This window comes from Sphingomonas phyllosphaerae 5.2, assembly GCF_000419605.1.
In the GTDB taxonomy this organism is placed as follows: Bacteria; Pseudomonadota; Alphaproteobacteria; order Sphingomonadales; family Sphingomonadaceae; genus Sphingomonas; species Sphingomonas phyllosphaerae_B.
The window spans coordinates 58,802-77,265 of record NZ_ATTI01000002.1 but is presented as its reverse complement, the minus strand read 5'-3'; the positions used below and the strand labels follow the sequence as shown (position 1 = coordinate 77,265).

Here is an 18,464-nt window from a genome sequence, read left to right as displayed (position 1 = left end):
CGGCCGCGTGGCCGGGGTGACGCGACGGAGGTGCCTTACCGAATGACGATCGACCGGCGTGATCTGCTGCGTACCGCGGCGCTGGGCGGGGCGGGGTGGCTGGCGGGATGCACCGCCGGCCCGCTCGCACCGGCCCGCGCGCCGCGGCTCGCCTTCCCCGGCGTGCTGCCCGCGATCGGCACCACGCCGGCCAGCGCCAGCGATCCGTTGATGGACGATATCCAGCGCCGGACGGTCAGCTATTTCTGGAACACCACCGACCAGCTGACCGGGCTGGCCCCCGATCGCTGGCCGACGCCCAGCTTCGCGTCGATCGCCGCGGTCGGCTTCGCGCTCACCACCTATCCGATCGCGGCGACGCGCGGCTGGGTCACGCGCGCGGCCGCCGCGCAACGCACGCTGGCGACGCTGCGCTTCTTCGCGGACGCGCCGCAAGGACCCGCGAAAGACGGCACCAGCGGGCACAAAGGCTTCTTCTATCACTTCCTGGGCGTCACCAAGGGGCACCGTTTCGCCAAGACCGAGCTGTCGACGATCGACACCGCGCTGCTGCTGGGCGGCGTGCTGTTCGCACAGACGTGGTTCGACGACGAAACCGATCCCGCCGAACGCGAGATCCGCGCGCTCGCCGACCAGCTCTACCGCGCGGTCGAATGGGACTGGATCACGCCGCGCGCGCCGTTCGTGGCGATGGGCTGGCACCCCGAAAGCGGCTTCATCGGCTCCGACTGGAACATCTACAACGAAAGCCTGATCCTGTACGTGCTGGCGCTGGGATCGCCGACCCACGCGCTGCCGCCGACGACCTGGGACGAATGGACTGCGCGCTTCGACCCGTCGTGGGACGAGAATTACGCCAATCCTTTCACTGCCTTCCCGCCGTTGTTCGGGCATCAGTACAGCCAGGTGTGGATCGATTTCCGCGGGCTGATGGACGGTTATTCGAAGCGCCGCGGGTTCGACTATTTCGAGAACAGCCGCCGCGCCACCTATGCGCAGCGCCGCTATGCGATCAACAATCCGCCGCGCTGGCGCGGCTATGGCGAGAACGTCTGGGGGCTGACCGCGTGCGACGGGCCGGGCGATTTCGTGCGCGAGATCGACGGGCGCAACCGCGAGTTCTTCTCCTATTCGGCGCGCGGCCCCGGCGACCGCGACGACGGCACGATCGCGCCGACCGCCGCGCTCGGCTCGGTCGCGTTCGCGCCGGAGATCGTGCTGCCCGCCGCCCGCGCGATGTATTCCACTTACGGTACGGCGATTTACGACCGCTACGGCTTCCGCGACAGCTTCAACCCGACGCTGACGCTGACCGACGTGAAGCTGCAGCACGGCAAGGTGGTGCCCGACATCGGCTGGGTCGCAAGCGATTTCCTGGGCATCGACCAGGGGCCGATCGCGTGCATGATCGAGAATTGGCGCAGCGGGCTGATCTGGAAGACGATGCAGAAGAACCGCTATGTGCGCGCCGGGCTGGAGCGCGCCGGGTTCGCAGGCGGATGGCTGTCGCCGACATAGGTAAATGATTCTGTACCTTCGGCTGCTACAGCCGGGGCATGAACCCTCGCATGTCCTTCGACGTCGATCCGGCGCGCGACCTGGTCCGGATCACGCTGACCGGCTTCTTCAGCCCCGACGACGTCGACCGTTTCGTCGCCGCGCGCGACGCCGCGCACCGCCAGTTGCGCTGCGCCCCGAACGCGCACGCCACGATCGTCGACATGCGCGCGATGCAGATCCAGGCGCAGGAAACGGTCGCCGCGTTCCAGCAGGTGCTGTCCGACCCGCGCATGGTATCGCGCCGGCTGGCGTTCGTCGTCGCCCGCTCGCTATCGCGCCTGCAGATCAAACGCGCCGCAGCGGAGCGCGCAGCGGAGTATTTCACGAGCCTCGAAGAGGCGGAGTGCTGGGTGCTGCGGCAGTGAGCCGGCGCGGTGCAACGACGAACGCGCGTGCGCGCAAAGGTGCGTGATAAAAAGCTTTGCGCTCGACAACTCCGCATTACGGCCAGAAAACATCCGGTTCTGTTCTAGTTGTCCTCCCACAACACTCCGTTCGGCAGTCGCGCCGGATCTATTCCGCTGGCGACGGCGTCAACAAGCATAGGCCCGCCGTTCGGTATGATCCGCACAACTTCCACTACGCGCCGCTCGCCGTCAGGTCTGCGACAGTTTTGGGCACGATCGTAATGATATTTACGCCAAGTACAGCGGCCGCTGACGCAGCGATGCCCGATCGCAGCACAGTCGCCGATGCGGTGATCCGGTGCCGGACGATCGGCAGCGACAAGGAACGGCTGCGCTGCTTCGACGCCGCCGCGTGGGCCTTCGATGGCGCTATCACCGCACGCGAGGTGGTGGTGGTCCACCGTGCCTGGAGCAAGGAGGAACGCCGCGCGCGTTTCGGCGAACGGCGCCGCGCCGCCGATCTACCGGGCATGCCGGGCGTGCCGGGCGTGCCGGGCGCCGATGGCAACAAGCTGAATTCGCTGGCTAGCCAGTTGGCGCAGGCGGTGCAGACCGGTGATGGAAATTGGGCCCTCACGCTGGCGGAGGGTTCGCACTGGCTACAGACCGAAGGCCAGCGTTTCGTGGTGGCGCCGCGTGCCGGCGAGAAGATCGTCATCAAGCATGCCGCGCTGGGAACCTACAAACTGGCGGCCGGTGGCCGACCCGTGATACGGGTACGGCGCCGGGCGTAACAGTCGCCGCAATCTTCAGGTCAGTGTAATTCGAGGTGATGAAGAGGATCGAGCCGGGCTTCTTCTCGCCCGTCATCCAGCCCCTGATCGAGTAGCTCGGGCCGGTGTCGGGGAGGAAGCGCAGCACCTGCGCGTTGGTGTTGAACACGGCGCGGATCGACTCCGCCATTTTGGCTGCCTCGGGCGCAGTGATGGGGTCGGCAATAGTCTTGGCGAGGTGCTTGTGAACCTGCTTCAGGTCGGCGGTCATGAGGTTGTCGGCCAGCGCCTGGTTCGACATCATGTTCTTCTCGATGAGCTTCATGCACATCTCGATGAACAGGGTACGTGCAGCGAGCGCCCAGAAGGGCTCGGCCGCGCCGCCATCCGACGGGATCAGAGCCGCTGCCGCGGCGGTGAACTCGCTGTAGGTGGTGCAGTCGTTGAAGATCGACCAGGCCGGGCAGCGCGCATCGAGCGGGTTTAGGATCGTATCGCGCTCGGGGTCGTAGAAGGCCTCCACGTAGGCCCCCGTGAGATCGAAGATGACGGCGCTGTCCTGGCGCTCGCGCATCTGCTGGATGTGCTTGCGCAGCGCCGTCGTTTTGCCCGAGCCGGTGGTGCCGAGCAGCATCGTGTGCGACTGCTCGAGGCGGTGCGGGTAGGGGATGCCAGCGATGTGATAGGGGTAGGGGATGCCAGCGATGTGATAGGGGTGGTGGATGCCGCCCGCTTTCCGCGCGCCGAACGGCAGCTTCAGTACCTCGTTCGCGGTCTTGCCGGGGAAGAGGGTCTGAGCTTCCTTCACGAACTCGATTTTGTTGTGCTGGACGATCTCGGCGTAGAGCAGATCGCGCTCGACCAGCATGGCGCCGCGCTCGTGGCGCTCTTGGATCATCGCCTTGCCGCGGCGCTTGGAAAAGTCGACGAACCAGATGGCCAGCGGCACCGTCACGCAGGTGGCGATCATCATCGATCCGATGACGCCGCGAACCGCCTTGTCCCAGGCGCGCGCGACCTCTGGTACGTAGGGCACATAGCCCATGATCGTGCGGTGCAGACTGTTGTCCGGCATGCGGAGGTCGACCTGCTTCAGATTGTCGAGCGCGACCCAGTTCCACAGGCTCGAGAGGATCCGCATGCAGATGAGCTGCACGTTGTTCTCGTCGAGGGTGATCGAGAGGATGATGACGTAGGCGAGGGCGAACACACCGAGCCACATCAGGACCGGCAGTTTGGCCCCCTGTAGCCACATCAGCACCTGCGTGTTGAGGAGCTGCGAACCGCGGGTGAAATTGCCCGAGTTGCGGGGTGTGTCGCCGCGCGAGGAATGGTGCTCCTGCGGGATCGCCAGGCGGTTGTTGCGGATGTCACGCCGCATGCCCTTGGGGTCGTCACGCGCCATGGTATTTCTCCATGCGGCGGTTCGTCTCGAGGACCAGCGTGTCGCGCAGTTCCGGATGATCTTCCCGGATGATCGCGTCGAGCGCGACCTGGGTATACTCGGCGACGCGGAGGTGGCGCAGCTCACTGTCCGTGAGAAGCTTCTGACCCGCGAGATAATGGCCGATCGCCCGTCGAACCACGTCGACCGGCGCTATCGATAGCTTGGCCGCGATCTCCTCGATCTGTTCGTACTGAACAGGATCGAACCGCATAGTGTATCGGCGAGAGCCGTTGTCCAACTCAACCTCCTAGCAGAGAGGCTGGTGGGACTCCGAAAAGCAGCTTATCGTACTGTAGTCGTCGAGATCGATCAAGCTCCCAGTCAGACGCCGTCAGACAGATTTCGACGCAAAGCCGGGCTGTGACATCGTCGGACAGAGCGTCGGACGTTGTCACAACCTAGAAAGCCTCGAAAAACCCCGGAAATCCGGGGAAAAAGGCAAGCGAAGCTTGCGTTCGGTGTGCTCTACTGAAGTCCCGATTCCTCTGTCCCGCTTTGCCCCCCTAGGTCCTTCGAGGAGGCTGTGGGCGTGTTCCGGTTTTCCGGCGGGATCTGCACCGCCGTGAGGCGGAATGGCAGGGTCTGAGGGGCGCTCCGCGCCGGGTTGCTGACGCGCTGCCTAGGTTGGTTCATGGATCGTATCCGGGGTTGCTCGGGGGTGACGCGAGGTGGCTTCCAGAGAGCGACAGTGGCCGGTATAACAGCGCCGTTCAGAAGCCGATGAGCCTGACCGAAAGGCAAGACTATGGCGAAGTCACTAGACGCTGAACTGGCTGCGATCGCGGCCGATGAACGCAAGCTCGCCGAGCGCCGTCAGGCGCATCAGGCGAAGGTGCGGGAGGCGGCTGTCGGGACGGTCGAGAGGGCAGGGCTGCTGAAGCTCCCGCTCGATCGACTTGAGGGGCTGATGAAGGCGGTGAAGACGCTGGGCGTCGACGAGGTGGAGAAGCGGCTCACGGCGACAGCCTGAGCCGGTTCGAGACCGATGGTCACGGCGATGGCCGCACGGGGCTGCTACCCTGTGCGGCCATTCTCTTTTCGGTCGGAAAAGCGGCGCAGCCGGCTTGAGATTTGCAGGCAAAAAAAGGGACGCGCCAGCCGTGAGGCTGGGCGTCCCTATGGGTCTTTCTCAGCGCCGAGCGGGGTCGTCAGGCCCATGCGAGATGGTACTCGCCATCGACCGGTTTCAGCGCTGCCATGGTGATCAGGGCTTCGACGTAGCGGGTCATGTGCGGATCGTCGTCGAGCCGTCGCCGGATGCGCGGGTCCATGAGCCTTTCGCGCAGCTCCGAGATGGGCACGGCACCGCAGCTTTCCTCGTCCAGACCGAGGCTGGCGAGGATCGCATAGGCGTTGCCGTTGGCGACCTCCAGCTCGGGTGCGGCGTCGGGGTTGAGGCCGAGGCGGAGCTTGATGTCGCCGCCCGGTTCAGCCTGCCAGATGCGCGCCCGACGGCCGAGGAATTGTGCCTCGTCGACGACGGTGATGACGGCGGGATCCCAGTCGAAACAGCGCGCGATCGACGCAAGCGCAAGCGGACAGACGCGGACCTCGATCTCGAACGTCCCGGAGGCCGGATCGCCGTGGATCGGAACCAACAAGGCGACGCCGCTGCGCACGACATGGCGGCCGAGCAGATCGCGCAACGCGCCGAGCTGGTCAGGGGTGATAATAGCAGGGGAGGGCGACAGAATGTTGTGGCCGTCGTCGACGCGGAACGTGATGGTCATCTCGACCTCCTTCGTTGAAACCGCGTCTCCCCTTCTCCCTCTTCTCCGGCGAGGTTGTACCGCCCGGCGACCGGGGTGGTTCGGCTGCTTCCATCCCCGGCGAAGAAGGCTCGCTAGAGGGCGCGTCAGCAGCGCCAGGGCGGGCTCGGTGCCCGCACTGGTGCTTCCCCGGCCGAGGCGTAGCGAGGGCGGCCCGAAGGGGCCGCTCCGAAGCGAGCGAGCCGAGGCTGAGCATGGGTGTTCCCGGTCGACCCAAGCTCCTTTCTGAGGGAGCTGGTCGCCAGATGGTCAGACGCGAAAGAGCGCCATCGCGGCCCCGGTCGGCCGGACCAGTGACTCTGATCAACCGTGAGCATTCCGGCTCTACTCCCGCCAACCTAACCACGAGTTACGCGATAGTTTGCTGGCAACGCCAATTCTTCGAACATGCGGCAGCGCCATACCGCAAGGGAAGGTAAGCGCGCGTGGTAACAAAGCACGGCTCGCAACTAACGAATAGTTAACATAAGACTGCTTATCGCACCTACCACGTTGCCGCGGTGAACGGCGGCACGTCCGCGTCGGGTCACCCGCTCACGAAAAAGCCCACGCAGAACAGCTGTGGAACCTGACGCTGCATGCCGTACGCGGACCCGGCATAGTGGTTTCGCGTTGGGTGACCATGCGTCTGCCAACGACCACGTCCCATGCCAACGCCGCGTCGTGGTCGGTCATCGGTGGCCTGGCGCTCGCCTGCCTGCTGCTAAGCCACGCCCTGGGTTTCAGCGTAGCGCTCGCGCGCGCGGCGCTCCCGGCGCTCGGGGTGGCCGTGCTGACGGGAGCGCTGGCGATCGGGCGAATGCGCGCGGACACCCGGTTGGTGGCCGGAGCCACCGCGTTTCTTCAGATGACCCTGTTCACCATTCTGGGCGTGGTGCTCGCCTATCTGCTGGCAGCATTTGGCGGACCATCGTGGGATGAGTGGCTGGCCGTGGCGGATGCACGGCTGGGATTGGACTGGCCGGCGATCCTGGCGGTGGCCGACCGGCTGCCGGCGCCGCTCCTGCTGGTCGCGGGCCTCGCCTATCACAGCCTTGTCGTGCAGATGGTGGGGTGCATCGTGGTGCTCGCCGCAACCGCCCGGCTGGAACGGTTGCGCACGGCCGTCGCCGCTGCGATCGTGGCTGGCGCGGTGACGATCCTCCTGTCGGGATTGCTGCCGGCAGTCGGCAATCTGTTCGATCCCGCTCATTACCGGACGCTGTGGCCATCCGTCGCCTGGCAAGACCGTGATTTGGTCCTCGGCCTGCGCGACGGCGCCGTCCGGGAGCTCGACCTGTCGCATATGACCGGGATCGTCAGCTTCCCCAGCTATCACGCGGCGCTGCCGGTGATCCTGTTCTGGGGGCTGTACCCCGTCACCCGGCTCCGCGTTCCGGCGGCGATCTGGGCCGGGCTGACGATCGTGGCGACCCCGTTGTTCGGCGGCCATTACGGTGTTGATGTGCTGGCCGGTCTCCTGCTGGCGGTGCTCGCGCTGGCCGTCGCCCGGCGTCTGGCTGCAAAGGCGCCTGATCTCAGCGGGATGCGCTGGCCCGTTCGTCATGCTAGACCGATGCCGCGCACGACCGGCCGTATTCGGTGGAAGCAGGGCGCCGAGGTGATCCATTGAACTGGTACGAGAAACTGCTGCTGGTCGTGGCCATGGTGCTGTTCATGGAGGTTTTCGCCTGGGCGACGCACAAATATGTCATGCACGGCTGGGGCTGGGGCTGGCACCGCTCGCATCATGAGCCGCGCGCGGGCGCCTTCGAGCGCAACGATTTGTATGCGGTGAGCTTCGCCGCGATCGTGATCGCGCTGTTCGCCCTCGGCACATTGTGGGAACCGCTCTGGTGGATCGCCCTGGGCATCACCGTCTATGGCGCGATCTATGCCTTCGTGCACGACATGCTGGTGCACCAGCGGTTCGGCATGCGTTGGGTGCCGCGGCGGGGCTATTTCAAGCGGCTGCATCAGGCCCACCGCCTGCACCATGCGGTGAGGGGCAAGGAAGGCGGCGTCAGCTTCGGCTTCCTGTTCGCACCCGATCCCGCGCGGCTGAAACGCCGCCTGACCGAACGTGCCGGGCAATGAGCCGCGATCGGCGCAGGGCCGATGGCCGGGCCGATGGCCGGCATGGCCTGATGCTGGCGGCAGCGATCGGCGGTGCCTGGACGAGTGTGCATGTCGGCGGCATCTTCTTCTGGCACTGGAGCCCCGGCACCGCGTTACTGGCGCCGGTCGTGATCCTCGTGCAGGCCTGGCTCAGCACCGGGCTGTTCATCATCGCGCACGATTGCATGCACGGATCGCTGGCACCGGGCAGGCCGCGGCTGAACAGGATCGTGGGCACGTTCTGCCTCGCCGCCTACGCCGGTCTTTCGTACGGCGAGCTGCTGCCCAAGCACCACGCGCATCACGCGGCGCCCGGCACAACCAGCGATCCCGATTTCCACGCCGACGCTCCCCGCCGCTTGCTGCCGTGGTTCGGGTCCTTCTTCCGCAATTATTATACGCACGGGCAAATCGGACGCATCACGATCGCGGCGATCGTGTACCTGCTGCTGGGTGCGTCGCTCCTCGACATCGTCGTGTTCTGGGCGGTCCCGGCGCTACTGGCGCTGGGGCAGTTGTTCGTGTTCGGCACCTATCTGCCGCACCGTCACGACGACCGCCCCTTCGCCGACGCCCACAATGCCCGCAGCAGCGCGCTCCGGCCACTGCTGTCACTCATGACCTGCTTTCACTTCGGCGCCTATCATCATGAACATCATCTCAGCCCCGGCACGCCGTGGTGGCGGCTCCCGGCTTTCAGGCGGGAGACGCTAGCGCGGCGGTGATGGCGGCGGCCGCGCCGGCTGCGCCGGCTCCGGCCGCGATCTCGGCGGCGAGGACGCGCGCGGCCCGGGCGTAGTCTGGTCGAACCATCACGTCCCGCAAGGCGGCGGCCAGCGCACGCACGCTCAAGCGACGTGGGGACAGCATCCGGCCTGCCCCGGCGCGGACGAGCCGGGCGGCGGTTGCGGGTTGCTCGAACCCGATCGGCAGCGCCACGATCGGTACGCCGGCCGCCAGCGCATCCAGCACCGAATTGAACCCGCCGTGCAGCACCGCGGCCGAGCAACGACGCAGCACGGCCGCCTGCGGCCAGAAGGCCCGCACCAGCGGATCGCCCGGCAATGCGGCCTCCTCCTCCCGCGACAGGCCGCCGCCATGGCCGATCACTGCCCGGGCGCCGATCGCTGCGCACGCCTGGGACATGGTCGCGAACAGAGCGCGACGAGAGCCCTGGAGCGTACCGAGTGAGCAGAAGACCAGCGGTGGCCCGTCGTCGGGCAGATCGGTGTTCTCCGGCTCGCGGGATCGCCACGGTGATCCGTACAGGAACTCCGCCGGCAGGGAGCGCCGGGGATAGTCCAGCCCTTGCGGACATTGCGCGACCTGCACGCGCGGCAAGCAGCCTTCCGCAAGGCCCCACTCGCGCCGGCGCGTCTCGATCACGCGGGTGACCGGCCGCATCAGCAGATCGGTCACCGCATACCCGCCGCGGTTCCGAAACCTCCCCCATCGATCGGAGCGGTAGCGCCAGCCGAGAAAGGGAGGCGGCACATCGGCTTCCGTCAGAAGCGGCAGGCCGGTCGTGGCGACGGCATAAGGCAGGTTGAGCTTCTGGGCGATAAGGGGGCCGGCAGGCTCGACCGCGTCCGACAGCACGGCCGTGGCACCGATCCGCTCCAGCACCACCGGCGCTTCCTCCAGCAAGCCGGCGGTCAATGACGCCGTCGCGCGGATCATGCGGTTCAGCCGAACGGGCCCGTTCGGCGCCACCAGAGCTTCGAGATAGGCTTCGAACATCTTCTCAAACCCGCCGGGAAGCGCCGAAAAGGAAATGGCGGGATCCGTCACGAAACGTCGCGCCGGTTCCATGTGAACCAGCGACACGCGCCAGCCGCGATCGTTCAGCTCTCTCGCCAGGACCTGCAGGGGGTTGAGGTGGCCGGGCAACGGGGCGGTGATGATGGCAAGGTGCCCTGCCGTCGGCGTACCGATTTGAAGAGGGCCACGACCGCGCATCCGCGGCCAGCATGACCCAGCCGAGCCGACACGCGCAAGCGACAAAGGCACGCCGCGGCTGTGCTCGACGCGGCAGCCCGGTAAAACAATATCATCCACATCAAGTGGAGCGACTCTTCCCGGAACACCAGCGGTCTGGTGACAGGCTGCGTCGAAGCCAAGATACTGTTTGTGCCTTGAGGCGGAGGCGCGATCCGGGCCGGGCGGTCGCTACCCGTTAGCGGCGGCATTCTCCGTCGATGCGACAGCCATCGGTGCTGCCGTTGCATGGCACCTACCAGAACGTCTTGCCCGACTTGTGATGGTGGATCGCCAGCGCAATGCCGTTGCGCCGGACGCGGCGACCAACGCCGCGACCTGTTCGGATGTCAGCACCGCACCAGCCTGGGCTGACGGGCGACGAAGGGTAACCGCATGACTTCCTTGCACGCTCCCCGACATACCGGAGATGCGCGCGTCGCCCGCCTTTCCGGCAAGATCTATGCGTTGATCATCCTGGTGTGCCGGACAACGATACCCGTTCCTCCACGGCACGCAGGATCGCGCGACCGTAGGCAGTCTTGGCGAACTTCTCGCCGGCCGCGCGTGCCTGCTCCGCGGTGATAAAGCCCATCTCGAACGCGATCTCTTCCAGGCAGGCGATCTGGATGCCCTGGCGGTGCTGGAGCGTACGGACGAACTCGCTGGCTTCCAGCAGGCTGTCGTGGGTGCCGGTGTCGAGCCACGCATAGCCGCGCCCCATCTGCTCGACGTGAAGATCGCCCGCTTCCATGTAGAGGCGGTTGAGATCGGTGATCTCCAGCTCGGCGCGCGCGCTCGGCTTCAGATCGCGCGCCATCTGCACGACGCGGTTGTCGTAGAAATACAGGCCGGTCACCGCATAATTCGACTTCGGCTGCGCGGGCTTTTCCTCAAGGCTCAGCGCCTTGCCGTCCGCCGCCAATTCCACCACGCCGTAGCGCTCGGGATCCTCGACGCGGTAGCTGAACACGGTCGCGCCGTGCGTCCGCGCGACTGCGCTCGCCAGCAGGTCGGTCAGATGCGCGCCGAAGAAGATGTTATCGCCCAGCACCAGCGCGACATTGTCGGTGCCGATGAAGTCCGCGCCGATCGTGAACGCCTGCGCCAGCCCCTCGGGGGCGGGCTGCTCGGCATAGGCGATCGCCAGCCCGAACGCGCTGCCGTCGCCGAACAGGCGCTGGTAATTGCCGAGATATTCGGGGCTGGAAATGATCAGGATCTCGCGGATGCCGGCGAGCATCAGCACCGACAGCGGATAATAGATCATCGGCTTGTCGTAGACCGGCAGCAGCTGCTTGTTGACCGCCAGCGTCGCCGGGTGGAGCCGGGTGCTCGATCCGCCGGCCAGGATGACACCCTTCACTTCGTGGCTCCGATCAGTTCGTCGAGGATGTCGCCGAGCGCGTCGCGCCACGGCCGGGGCGTGATGCCGTACGCGCGTTCGATCGCATCGTGCGCGAGCAGCGAGTTGCCGGGGCGGCGCGCGGGCGTCGGATAGTCGGCGGTCGCGATCGGCTCGACCGTCGCGGTCGCGCCGCCGCGCGCGGCGGACTGGCGGAAGATCTCTTCCGCAAACCCCGCCCAGGTCGTCGCGCCGACGTTGCTGAAATGGAAGGTGCCGGTCGGCGCCTGCGGATCGTCGGCCAGCCGTACCGCGACGCGCATCAGGGCGTCGGCGAGATCGGCGGCGCTGGTGGGGGAGCCGTGCTGATCGGCGACGACGCGCAACGCTCCGCGCTCGGCGCCGACGTGCAGCATCGTCTTGACGAAATTGTTGCCGTGCGCCGACACCACCCAGGCGGTACGGACGATCGCGTGGCGCGCGCCGCTGGTGCGCACCGCCAGCTCGCCGCCCAGCTTCGATGCGCCATAGACGCCGAGCGGCGCGACCGCATCGCCGACCTGCCACGCTCCGTCACGATCGCCGGGAAAGACGTAATCGGTCGACACCTGCACCAGCGGGATGTTCGCCGTCGCGCATGCCGTAGCGAAGGCGGCGGGGGCGAGCGCATTGACCTGCCACGCCGCGACCTGGTCGCTCTCCGCCTTGTCGACCGCGGTATAGGCGGCACCGTTGATGACCGCCGCCCATGGCCGCTCCGCCACCTTGGCCGCGATCGCGCGCGGATCGGTGAGGTCGAGCGCGGCGCGGTCGAGCGCCACCACCCGCCAGCCCTCGGGCAGGCTCGCGCGTTGCAGCTCCCGTCCGAGCTGACCGTTGGCCCCGGTGACCAGCAACTCACGCATCACGCGATCCCGCGCCGCTCGGATGCCCTGGCGTCGACCAGCGGACGCCACCACGCCTCGTTGTCGAGATACCAGCGCACCGTCTTCTCGATCCCGGTTTCGAACGTCTCCTGCGGCTGCCAGCCGAGTTCGTCGCCGATCCGCGCGGCATCGATCGCATAGCGCTTGTCGTGACCGGGACGATCGGCGACCGAGGTGATCTGTTCGGCATAGCTCTGGCCGTCGCCACGCGGGCGCAGCCGGTCGAGGATCGCGCAGACCGTGCGCACCACCTCGATGTTCTGCTTCTCGTTGTGCCCGCCAACATTGTAGGTCCGCCCGACCGCCCCGCGCTCGAACACCGCCTGTAGCGCGCGGACGTGATCCTCGACGAACAGCCAGTCGCGCACCTGGTCGCCCGCGCCGTAGACCGGCAGCGCGTCGCCCGCGAGCGCCTTGACGATCATCAGCGGGATCAGCTTTTCGGGAAAGTGATACGGCCCGTAATTGTTCGAGCAATTGGTGATGAGCACCGGCAGCCCGTAGGTATGCCCCCACGCCGAGACGAGGTGATCCGATCCGGCCTTCGACGCCGAGTAGGGCGAGCGCGGATCGTAGGGCGTCTGCTCCGTGAACAGCCCGGTGTCGCCGAGCGAGCCATACACTTCGTCGGTCGAGATATGGTGGAAACGGAACGCCGCCTTTGCATCCTCGTCCAGCGTCAGCCAGTAAGCGCGCGCCTCCGCCAGCATCGTATAGGTGCCGACGACGTTGGTCTGCACGAACGCGCCCGGCCCGTCGATCGAACGGTCGACATGGCTCTCGGCCGCGAGGTGCGTGACGATGTCGGGGCGGAACGCCGCGATCGCCGCGCGGACGGCCTCGGCGTCGCAGATGTCGCCCTGTACGAAGCGATAGCGGCTGGATTGCGCGACGCGCTCGACCGTCGACAGCGTGCCGGCATAAGTCAGCTTGTCGAAGTTGAGCACCGCGTGGTCGGTATGCTCGATCAGGTGGCGGACGAGCGCCGAGCCGATGAACCCGGCCCCGCCGGTGACGAAGATGCGCATGTCGGTCGGGTCCTCAGGCGAGCGGCGTCAGCGGACGGCCGTCATAGGCGAAGGGGCTGTCGAACTCGGCGAGCGTCGGCTGGACCTTGTCCTTCTCGCTCAGCTCCGGCGTGGTGCCGGCCGGGATCGGCCAGTCGATGCCGACGCTGTCCCAGCGGATCCCGCCGTCGTTAGCGGGAGCGTAGGTGTCCGAACATTTGTACGTGACCTCGCAATCGGGCTCGAGCGTGACGAAGCCGTGCGCGAAGCCGACGGGGATGAACAGCTGGTGGCCGTTCTCGGCGCTGAGTTCAGTGCCGACCCACTGGCCGTAGCTCGGTGAGCCCGCACGCACGTCGACCGAAACATCGAAGATCCGCCCGCGGACGCAGCGCACCAGCTTGTCCTGCGCACGCGGGGGCGTCTGGAAGTGCAGGCCGCGCAGCGTGAAGGCTGGGGCCGAGAGCGAGTGATTGTCCTGCACGAACGTGCAGTCGATACCCAGCGCAGCGAAGGCAGGTACCGAATAGACTTCCGTGAGCCAGCCGCGGCTGTCGCCGAACCGGCGAGGGCGAAGGAGCTGCACGGGGGAACATGCCATGTCCGGCGAACGTACCGTCCGCGCCGATACCCCGCAATCACGCCGTGTTGGCCGTTCTGACCGGTCGAACGCTCTGGGCGCGGACATGTTACGAACGCCCCCGGGAGCCAGCGGGGTTTCGAACGAGCGACGATCAACTGCTTGCGGTCATGATCGGCCAAATATCCTAAAGCTCAGGTCTTAACCTATGTTCCACAGGATATTCTGATAACTCCTGCTTCCGCTCTACGTGGCGAGCCTATCGGTCGGTCGTTTGACACGGCGCGGTGTGGCTGATCGGCGACGGCAGGTTAACCCCGTGCATCCGGCTCCACGGGTTGATGCACGCCGTGGGCGGCACGGTCGCGCCCTCTCGGCTACGCTCCCCCTGACCGGCGCGAGATATGCCTGCCTTTGCTGGTGGAGGCGTACCGATCCACGGCATCCCCCGCCTCCCCGCCAGCCGCCGATCACTGCGTCAGGCGGGCGGTGACCATCGCCTTTGCGAACAGCGCCTGCAACGCGGTCGACATGCTCTGGTCGGTCTTCACGGTATAGAGCAGCCCTGGCGACGCGCACTTGGTCAGTTGCGGCGCGATATTGGGAATTGCCGCCTGTGCCAGGGCGCGCTGATTGGGCTCGTCGTCCTTGATCGATTCGGCCGTGTATTCGGTATAGAGGATCGCCAGCCTGATCCCGCGCGCCTTGATCGCATTGCATTGCGCGACCTGCTGGTCGCGCATCGCAGAGCGCGTGCGTCCGGAGCCGATATTCTCGTCGCTCATCCCGTCGGTAACGAGGAACATCATCGCCTGCGGCGTGTCGCCGGGCTGGTCGGAGCCCTGCCCGCTCTTGGCCGGCATGATCGCGCCCATCTGGGTGAGGACCGACTCCAGGCTGGTGAAAAGGTATTCGGTGCCGCTTTCGCCGTTGGGCGGGCGCCCGCCCCCGGCCAGATCGTTGACCGTGACCAGATCGATCGCGTCCGCCGCATTCGACACCGCCGTCAGGTTCGCCGCCGCGCTGGGATTCGGCATCGTCACCAGCGTCTTGAAGTTCGACTTGTGGTCGAAGGTGTGGAGCGAGGCGTGATAGCGTCGCTTGTTCTGGTCGGCATATTGCATCGCCAGCGTCATCAGGTCGCGGATCGCCGCGCGCTCGTCGGTGACACGCATCCGCACGCCCTGGTTCAGGGCATACCAGTAACTGTCGACGGCGGTGCCGTTGCTGTTGTAGACGCACAGGTCCTTGCCGCCCTGATTACAGCGCGCCGGAACATTGGTGGTCTTGTTGTCGAAGATATAGGTGCCATTGGCATCGATGACCGTTGCCGGGAACCCGCCGACCGTCTTGGTGCCGTAATTTTTCTTGTTGATCGAAAACTTGGTGGTGTCGACGATCAGGTTCGGGAAGCTTGAGGTGCTGACCGCCGCCATGTTGTTGCTATGGCACGCGAACGTGCACTTCAGGACGGTGTCCATCAGCGTCATGCCAGCGGTGGTGGTGGCCAGCGCCATCGACGGTGAGGTGTCCAGCGCAAGATAGAAATCGACGTTCGGCGCTGCGGTTGCAGTTGCGGTCGATGCGCCGCCGATTCCGATGCTGCGCAGGTTGAGGATGCTGGCAAACATGTTCGTCGAGCCCGCGGTATAGGTCACCGCCACCGCCCGCGACGTGGCGCCTTCGGGATGCGTGACGACCACCGTGATCTGCGGTGCCGCTGCCAGTCCTTCCAGCCCGGCCGATTGCCCGTTGAACATCGCCAGCGCGGCCGCACGGACCTGCGTGTCGTCGACCACGTTCATCATCGGCTGCGATACGCCCGCCAGCGCCGCAGCGTCCGCGATCGCGTTCAGCTTGGTGCGCAGCCGCACCGCCCGCGCGTAATCGATCCCCATGCCGGTGGCGAAGATCATCGGAACCAGCGAAATCGCGAAGAGCATCAGGACGCCGCCGCGCCGTTCCGATGCCAGCCGCCGCAGCAAGGTGCAGAAGGTCCGGATCATGTGACACCGCCTTTTCCGACGCACAGCGGCGCTGTCGGGGTGCCCTTGTTAAGGCACACCGATGGCGAACGCCGCGGAGACATAAACAGCTTGTCACTGAGCGTTACCGGCAACATGAACGCACCGCTGAAGATCGGTACGTACGGCAACGACAGCGCGCTGTAGAGCAACGTGCTGTTCGGCACGCGCAACCCGGCCGGGATCTTCAGGTTGGCCACCTGCAACCCCGGATAGGACGTGCCGCACGACGCGGTCACCGTCTGCGCACAGACCCAGGTGACCGACGGTTGGCCGAGATTGTCGAAATCGATCGCGACAACCGACAGCGTCGATCCGGTGATCGAATACGGCGCCATGATCTGGCGTGTCCCGGCGAGAATTGCGGTCATTTCCGCCGGCGTGACCTGTTCGCTCTGCGTCGACAGGTCGGCGAGCGCGCGGACCGTGCTCGTGACCTTGCGATAGGTCGCGATCGCATCCATCAGCTGGAACCCGCCCAGATACAGCAGCAGCATTACCGGCAGGATGATCGCGAATTCGGTCGCCGCGACCGCGCGCCGGTCACGCAGCAGACGCCACGCTGCGAAGCCGGAGCGCGTCATGACGCGTATGGCTCCGATTTAAAGACGATGGTCGACACCAGCAGCCGCCGACCGCCGCGGGCGGTCGCAAGGTTGAACCCCAGCGGCGCGCCGACGACCGGCAGAAGGTACATCACGCGCATAACGACGACGCTGCCGGGGCCACCCGGCGCGAACTGCCACGTGTTTGAGACATTGCTGGCGGTGTCGTAGGTCAATGCCGGCGTCGTGGTGGCGACCGACGCGAATTCGGTCGCGGACTGGACGTCGATCATCGTGTTGGCACAGGTCATGAAGTTCGGCAGGTTCTTGCATGCCATCGTCTTGAAGGCGGTCTGGTTCATGCCGGCCTTTTGCGCGGCGCCGGTCATCAGCTGACGTGCGGTACTCTCCGCCGCGGTGTCGAGGCATTGCTGCGCAAAAAAGGCAATGCAGGTCTGCAACGTCGCCAGCAGCAGCGCGAAGAACGGCAACGCCACGAGAGCGAATTCGATGAGCGTGGCGCCGCGCTCGTCGCGACGCAATCTCCTCATCCGCCCTTTGCTTAGCATGGCTGCCCGATCCCACGGCGACTGGTGAGTCGCACGAATGAGAACGCCGATAGCAACGTATTCCTAACGGGTTGCAAACGACGCGCTTGAGCGCAGCCAGTCGCCCCTACCCGCCCGCCTCCCCCAGCCGCCGCACCGCCGACACCAATTGCGCCAGCGCCGGGTCGCGGATCGGTTCGGCGACGCGCAGTTCGCGCGTGCGGTCGCCGAGCGTGAGCGCCAGCGTATAGGTGCGCGCGTCCGGGCGCGCGGCGTGGTCGGGCGCGGCACAGCCGAAGAAGTCGGCAGCGTCGGCGAGCGCGCAGAGTTCGTCGCGCGCGCCGGGCGCGAGGTCGCACAGCGCGACGGCGTGGTCGCGCGCGCGTCCCGGGATATGCGCGAACCCGCCCTCGACACGCAGCCGCGCTTCGTCGGCCATCAGATCACCCCCACCGTCGCCCAGGCGTCGACGACCGCCTTCGCCTCCGCGGCGTCCGCGCCGTAACGGCGCGCGGCGACGTCGCGGGTGATCTGCGCGAAGGCTGCAAAATCGGTGTTGGCGCGCGTCGCGGGGTCGAGCAGCGCGTCGTACCAGATCTGCCCGGCACGCTCCCACGCGTTGCCGCCGATCGCGGTCGCGGCGAGCTGGAAGGCGCGGTTGGGGATGCCCGAGTTGATGTGCACGCCGCCATTGTCCTGGTTGGTGCGCACGAAGCCCGCCATGTCGGCGGGCTGCGGATCCTTGCCGAGCACCGGATCGTCATAGGCGGTGCCGGGCGCCTTCATCGAGCGCAGCGCCTCGCCCTTCACCGCATCGGTCAGCAGCCCGGCGCCGATCAGCCAGTCGGCCTGGTCTGCGGTCTGCCCGAGCAGATATTGTTTCACGAGGCTGCCGAACACATCGGAGATGCTTTCGTTGAGCGCGCCCGACTGCCCGTAATAGGCAAGCCCGGCCTCCTTCTCGGTCACGCCGTGGGTCAGTTCGTGGCCGATCACGTCGAGCGCGATCGTGAAGCGGTTGAACAGCTGTCCGTCGCCGTCGCCGAACACCATCTGCGTGCCGTCCCAGAAGGCGTTGTCATAGTCGCGGTCGTAATGGACGGTCGCGTCGAGCGGTAGCCCGGCGTCGTCGATCGAATTGCGGCCGTACGCTTCCCGGAACAATGCGAAGGTTGCGCCGAGCCCGTCATAAGCCTCGTCCGCGGCCAGGTCGCCCGTCGGCGCGTCGCCCTCGCGGCGCAGGATCGTGGCGCCGGGCGCCTGCGGCTGCCCTCCCGCATCGCGGATCGTGCGCAGCGGCGCCGGTGCCGGAACCACGCCCGCCGCGGTGCGCAGTCGTGCCAACGCGCCGAGCACCGGGCCGGCCGTCGCGGCGCGAACCATGCGGATCGTCGGGTCGATCAGCAGCCCGCGCATCGCCGCGGCGCGCAGCTCGGGCGGGCCGTGCTCGGCGATCCGCGACAGGATGTACGGCGGCAGGATGCAGTGGAGCGAGTGGCGGTGCGTCTTGGTACACATC

General features: G+C 66.6%; 19 protein-coding genes and 1 pseudogene. 7 read left to right on the top strand and 13 right to left on the bottom strand.

Features of this window, described 5'->3' with window-relative positions; genetic code table 11:
* The first annotated feature begins 42 nt into the window (after positions 1 to 42).
* The 3 genes from SPHPHY_RS0118485 (at position 43) to SPHPHY_RS0118475 (ending at position 2,701) form a co-directional block, all read left to right on the top strand.
* Entirely contained in the window at positions 43 to 1,518 is a 1,476-nt protein-coding gene (locus SPHPHY_RS0118485; protein ID WP_022688165.1) for a glucoamylase family protein, read from the top strand.
* 50 nt (positions 1,519 to 1,568) lie between these two features.
* Positions 1,569 to 1,925 carry a hypothetical protein gene (locus SPHPHY_RS0118480; RefSeq protein WP_022688164.1) on the top strand — a complete coding sequence of 119 codons (357 nt, stop codon included), beginning with the start codon at positions 1,569 to 1,571 and terminating at the stop codon, positions 1,923 to 1,925.
* 302 nt (positions 1,926 to 2,227) lie between these two features.
* Positions 2,228 to 2,701 (top strand): hypothetical protein, encoded by a 474-nt coding sequence (locus SPHPHY_RS0118475; protein WP_022688163.1) that lies wholly within the window; start codon positions 2,228 to 2,230, stop codon positions 2,699 to 2,701.
* Between the two features lie 16 nt (positions 2,702 to 2,717).
* On the opposite strand, the pseudogene SPHPHY_RS20730 reads toward SPHPHY_RS0118475, so the two are convergent.
* A pseudogene (locus SPHPHY_RS20730) lies at positions 2,718 to 4,085 on the bottom strand (type IV secretion system DNA-binding domain-containing protein); the annotation flags it as partial.
* Positions 4,075 to 4,365, bottom strand: coding sequence for a hypothetical protein (locus tag SPHPHY_RS0118465; protein WP_022688161.1), 291 nt, complete (start codon positions 4,363 to 4,365; stop codon positions 4,075 to 4,077). The gene SPHPHY_RS0118465 and the pseudogene SPHPHY_RS20730, both read right to left, overlap by 11 nt.
* A gap of 507 nt (positions 4,366 to 4,872) precedes the next feature.
* On the opposite strand from SPHPHY_RS0118465, the gene SPHPHY_RS0118460 reads away from it, so the two are divergent.
* Complete coding sequence (locus SPHPHY_RS0118460; RefSeq protein WP_022688160.1) at positions 4,873 to 5,097, top strand: hypothetical protein; 225 nt, start codon at positions 4,873 to 4,875, stop codon at positions 5,095 to 5,097.
* A gap of 178 nt (positions 5,098 to 5,275) precedes the next feature.
* Here the strand turns inward: SPHPHY_RS0118460 and SPHPHY_RS20725 are convergent, their stop codons facing one another.
* Positions 5,276 to 5,857 carry a hypothetical protein gene (locus SPHPHY_RS20725; protein WP_022688159.1) on the bottom strand — a complete coding sequence of 194 codons (582 nt, stop codon included), beginning with the start codon at positions 5,855 to 5,857 and terminating at the stop codon, positions 5,276 to 5,278.
* A gap of 661 nt (positions 5,858 to 6,518) precedes the next feature.
* On the opposite strand from SPHPHY_RS20725, the gene SPHPHY_RS21110 reads away from it, so the two are divergent.
* From SPHPHY_RS21110 to SPHPHY_RS20710, 3 genes are read left to right on the top strand one after another with little or no spacing between them, the layout of a single operon-like run.
* Positions 6,519 to 7,508, top strand: a complete 990-nt coding sequence (locus SPHPHY_RS21110) for a phosphatase PAP2 family protein (protein ID WP_022688158.1) — start codon at positions 6,519 to 6,521, stop codon at positions 7,506 to 7,508.
* Positions 7,505 to 7,972, top strand: coding sequence for a sterol desaturase family protein (locus SPHPHY_RS20715; protein ID WP_022688157.1), 468 nt, complete (start codon positions 7,505 to 7,507; stop codon positions 7,970 to 7,972). The genes SPHPHY_RS21110 and SPHPHY_RS20715 overlap by 4 nt, the downstream gene beginning before the upstream one ends.
* Complete coding sequence (locus SPHPHY_RS20710; protein WP_022688156.1) at positions 7,969 to 8,718, top strand: fatty acid desaturase; 750 nt, start codon at positions 7,969 to 7,971, stop codon at positions 8,716 to 8,718. The genes SPHPHY_RS20715 and SPHPHY_RS20710 overlap by 4 nt, the downstream gene beginning before the upstream one ends.
* Here SPHPHY_RS20710 and SPHPHY_RS0118435 read toward each other — a convergent pair.
* The 10 genes from SPHPHY_RS0118435 to SPHPHY_RS0118390 form a co-directional block, all read right to left on the bottom strand.
* Positions 8,690 to 9,952 (bottom strand): glycosyltransferase, encoded by a 1,263-nt coding sequence (locus tag SPHPHY_RS0118435; protein WP_051148474.1) that lies wholly within the window; start codon positions 9,950 to 9,952, stop codon positions 8,690 to 8,692. The genes SPHPHY_RS20710 and SPHPHY_RS0118435 overlap by 29 nt on opposite strands.
* A gap of 490 nt (positions 9,953 to 10,442) precedes the next feature.
* On the bottom strand, positions 10,443 to 11,336 hold the full coding sequence (gene rfbA, locus SPHPHY_RS0118430; RefSeq protein ID WP_022688154.1) for a glucose-1-phosphate thymidylyltransferase RfbA: 894 nt from the start codon (positions 11,334 to 11,336) through the stop codon (positions 10,443 to 10,445).
* Entirely contained in the window at positions 11,333 to 12,220 is an 888-nt protein-coding gene (gene rfbD / locus SPHPHY_RS0118425; RefSeq protein ID WP_022688153.1) for a dTDP-4-dehydrorhamnose reductase, read from the bottom strand. Before rfbD ends, rfbA begins: the two co-directional genes overlap by 4 nt.
* Entirely contained in the window at positions 12,220 to 13,269 is a 1,050-nt protein-coding gene (gene rfbB, locus SPHPHY_RS0118420) for a dTDP-glucose 4,6-dehydratase (protein ID WP_022688152.1), read from the bottom strand. Before rfbB ends, rfbD begins: the two co-directional genes overlap by 1 nt.
* 13 nt (positions 13,270 to 13,282) lie before the next feature.
* Positions 13,283 to 13,834, bottom strand: a complete 552-nt coding sequence (gene rfbC / locus SPHPHY_RS0118415; protein WP_022688151.1) for a dTDP-4-dehydrorhamnose 3,5-epimerase — start codon at positions 13,832 to 13,834, stop codon at positions 13,283 to 13,285.
* A gap of 464 nt (positions 13,835 to 14,298) precedes the next feature.
* Positions 14,299 to 15,834: a TadE/TadG family type IV pilus assembly protein gene (locus SPHPHY_RS21105; protein ID WP_022688150.1), complete on the bottom strand. Its 1,536-nt coding sequence runs from the start codon at positions 15,832 to 15,834 to the stop codon at positions 14,299 to 14,301.
* Positions 15,831 to 16,436, bottom strand: a complete 606-nt coding sequence (locus SPHPHY_RS21100; RefSeq protein WP_022688149.1) for a TadE/TadG family type IV pilus assembly protein — start codon at positions 16,434 to 16,436, stop codon at positions 15,831 to 15,833. The genes SPHPHY_RS21105 and SPHPHY_RS21100 overlap by 4 nt, the downstream gene beginning before the upstream one ends.
* On the bottom strand, positions 16,433 to 16,948 hold the full coding sequence (locus tag SPHPHY_RS0118400; RefSeq protein ID WP_156025196.1) for a TadE/TadG family type IV pilus assembly protein: 516 nt from the start codon (positions 16,946 to 16,948) through the stop codon (positions 16,433 to 16,435). Before SPHPHY_RS0118400 ends, SPHPHY_RS21100 begins: the two co-directional genes overlap by 4 nt.
* Before the next feature lie 124 nt (positions 16,949 to 17,072).
* Positions 17,073 to 17,384 carry a protealysin inhibitor emfourin gene (locus SPHPHY_RS0118395; RefSeq protein WP_022688147.1) on the bottom strand — a complete coding sequence of 104 codons (312 nt, stop codon included), beginning with the start codon at positions 17,382 to 17,384 and terminating at the stop codon, positions 17,073 to 17,075.
* Positions 17,384 to 18,463, bottom strand: coding sequence for a M4 family metallopeptidase (locus SPHPHY_RS0118390; RefSeq protein ID WP_022688146.1), 1,080 nt, complete (start codon positions 18,461 to 18,463; stop codon positions 17,384 to 17,386). The genes SPHPHY_RS0118395 and SPHPHY_RS0118390 overlap by 1 nt, the downstream gene beginning before the upstream one ends.
* Position 18,464 lies beyond the last annotated feature (1 nt).

Bases quoted from the DNA above. Each gene is read 5' to 3' on its own strand.
- SPHPHY_RS0118485 (WP_022688165.1), top strand. From the start codon at position 43: ATGACGATCGACCGGCGTGATCTGCTGCGTACCGCGGCGCTGGGCGGG.
- SPHPHY_RS0118475 (WP_022688163.1), top strand. From the start codon at position 2,228: ATGCCCGATCGCAGCACAGTCGCCGATGCGGTGATCCGGTGCCGGACG.
- SPHPHY_RS21110 (WP_022688158.1), top strand. From the start codon at position 6,519: ATGCGTCTGCCAACGACCACGTCCCATGCCAACGCCGCGTCGTGGTCG.
- SPHPHY_RS0118395 (WP_022688147.1), bottom strand. From the start codon at position 17,384: ATGGCCGACGAAGCGCGGCTGCGTGTCGAGGGCGGGTTCGCGCATATC.
- SPHPHY_RS0118400 (WP_156025196.1), bottom strand. From the start codon at position 16,948: ATGAGGAGATTGCGTCGCGACGAGCGCGGCGCCACGCTCATCGAATTC.
- SPHPHY_RS0118460 (WP_022688160.1), top strand. From the start codon at position 4,873: ATGGCGAAGTCACTAGACGCTGAACTGGCTGCGATCGCGGCCGATGAA.
- SPHPHY_RS21100 (WP_022688149.1), bottom strand. From the start codon at position 16,436: ATGACGCGCTCCGGCTTCGCAGCGTGGCGTCTGCTGCGTGACCGGCGC.
- rfbD (WP_022688153.1), bottom strand. From the start codon at position 12,220: ATGCGTGAGTTGCTGGTCACCGGGGCCAACGGTCAGCTCGGACGGGAG.
- SPHPHY_RS0118390 (WP_022688146.1), bottom strand. From the start codon at position 18,463: ATGTGTACCAAGACGCACCGCCACTCGCTCCACTGCATCCTGCCGCCG.
- SPHPHY_RS20710 (WP_022688156.1), top strand. From the start codon at position 7,969: ATGAGCCGCGATCGGCGCAGGGCCGATGGCCGGGCCGATGGCCGGCAT.
- rfbB (WP_022688152.1), bottom strand. From the start codon at position 13,269: ATGCGCATCTTCGTCACCGGCGGGGCCGGGTTCATCGGCTCGGCGCTC.
- SPHPHY_RS21105 (WP_022688150.1), bottom strand. From the start codon at position 15,834: ATGATCCGGACCTTCTGCACCTTGCTGCGGCGGCTGGCATCGGAACGG.
- SPHPHY_RS20725 (WP_022688159.1), bottom strand. From the start codon at position 5,857: ATGACCATCACGTTCCGCGTCGACGACGGCCACAACATTCTGTCGCCC.
- SPHPHY_RS0118435 (WP_051148474.1), bottom strand. From the start codon at position 9,952: ATGCGCGGTCGTGGCCCTCTTCAAATCGGTACGCCGACGGCAGGGCAC.
- SPHPHY_RS0118480 (WP_022688164.1), top strand. From the start codon at position 1,569: ATGTCCTTCGACGTCGATCCGGCGCGCGACCTGGTCCGGATCACGCTG.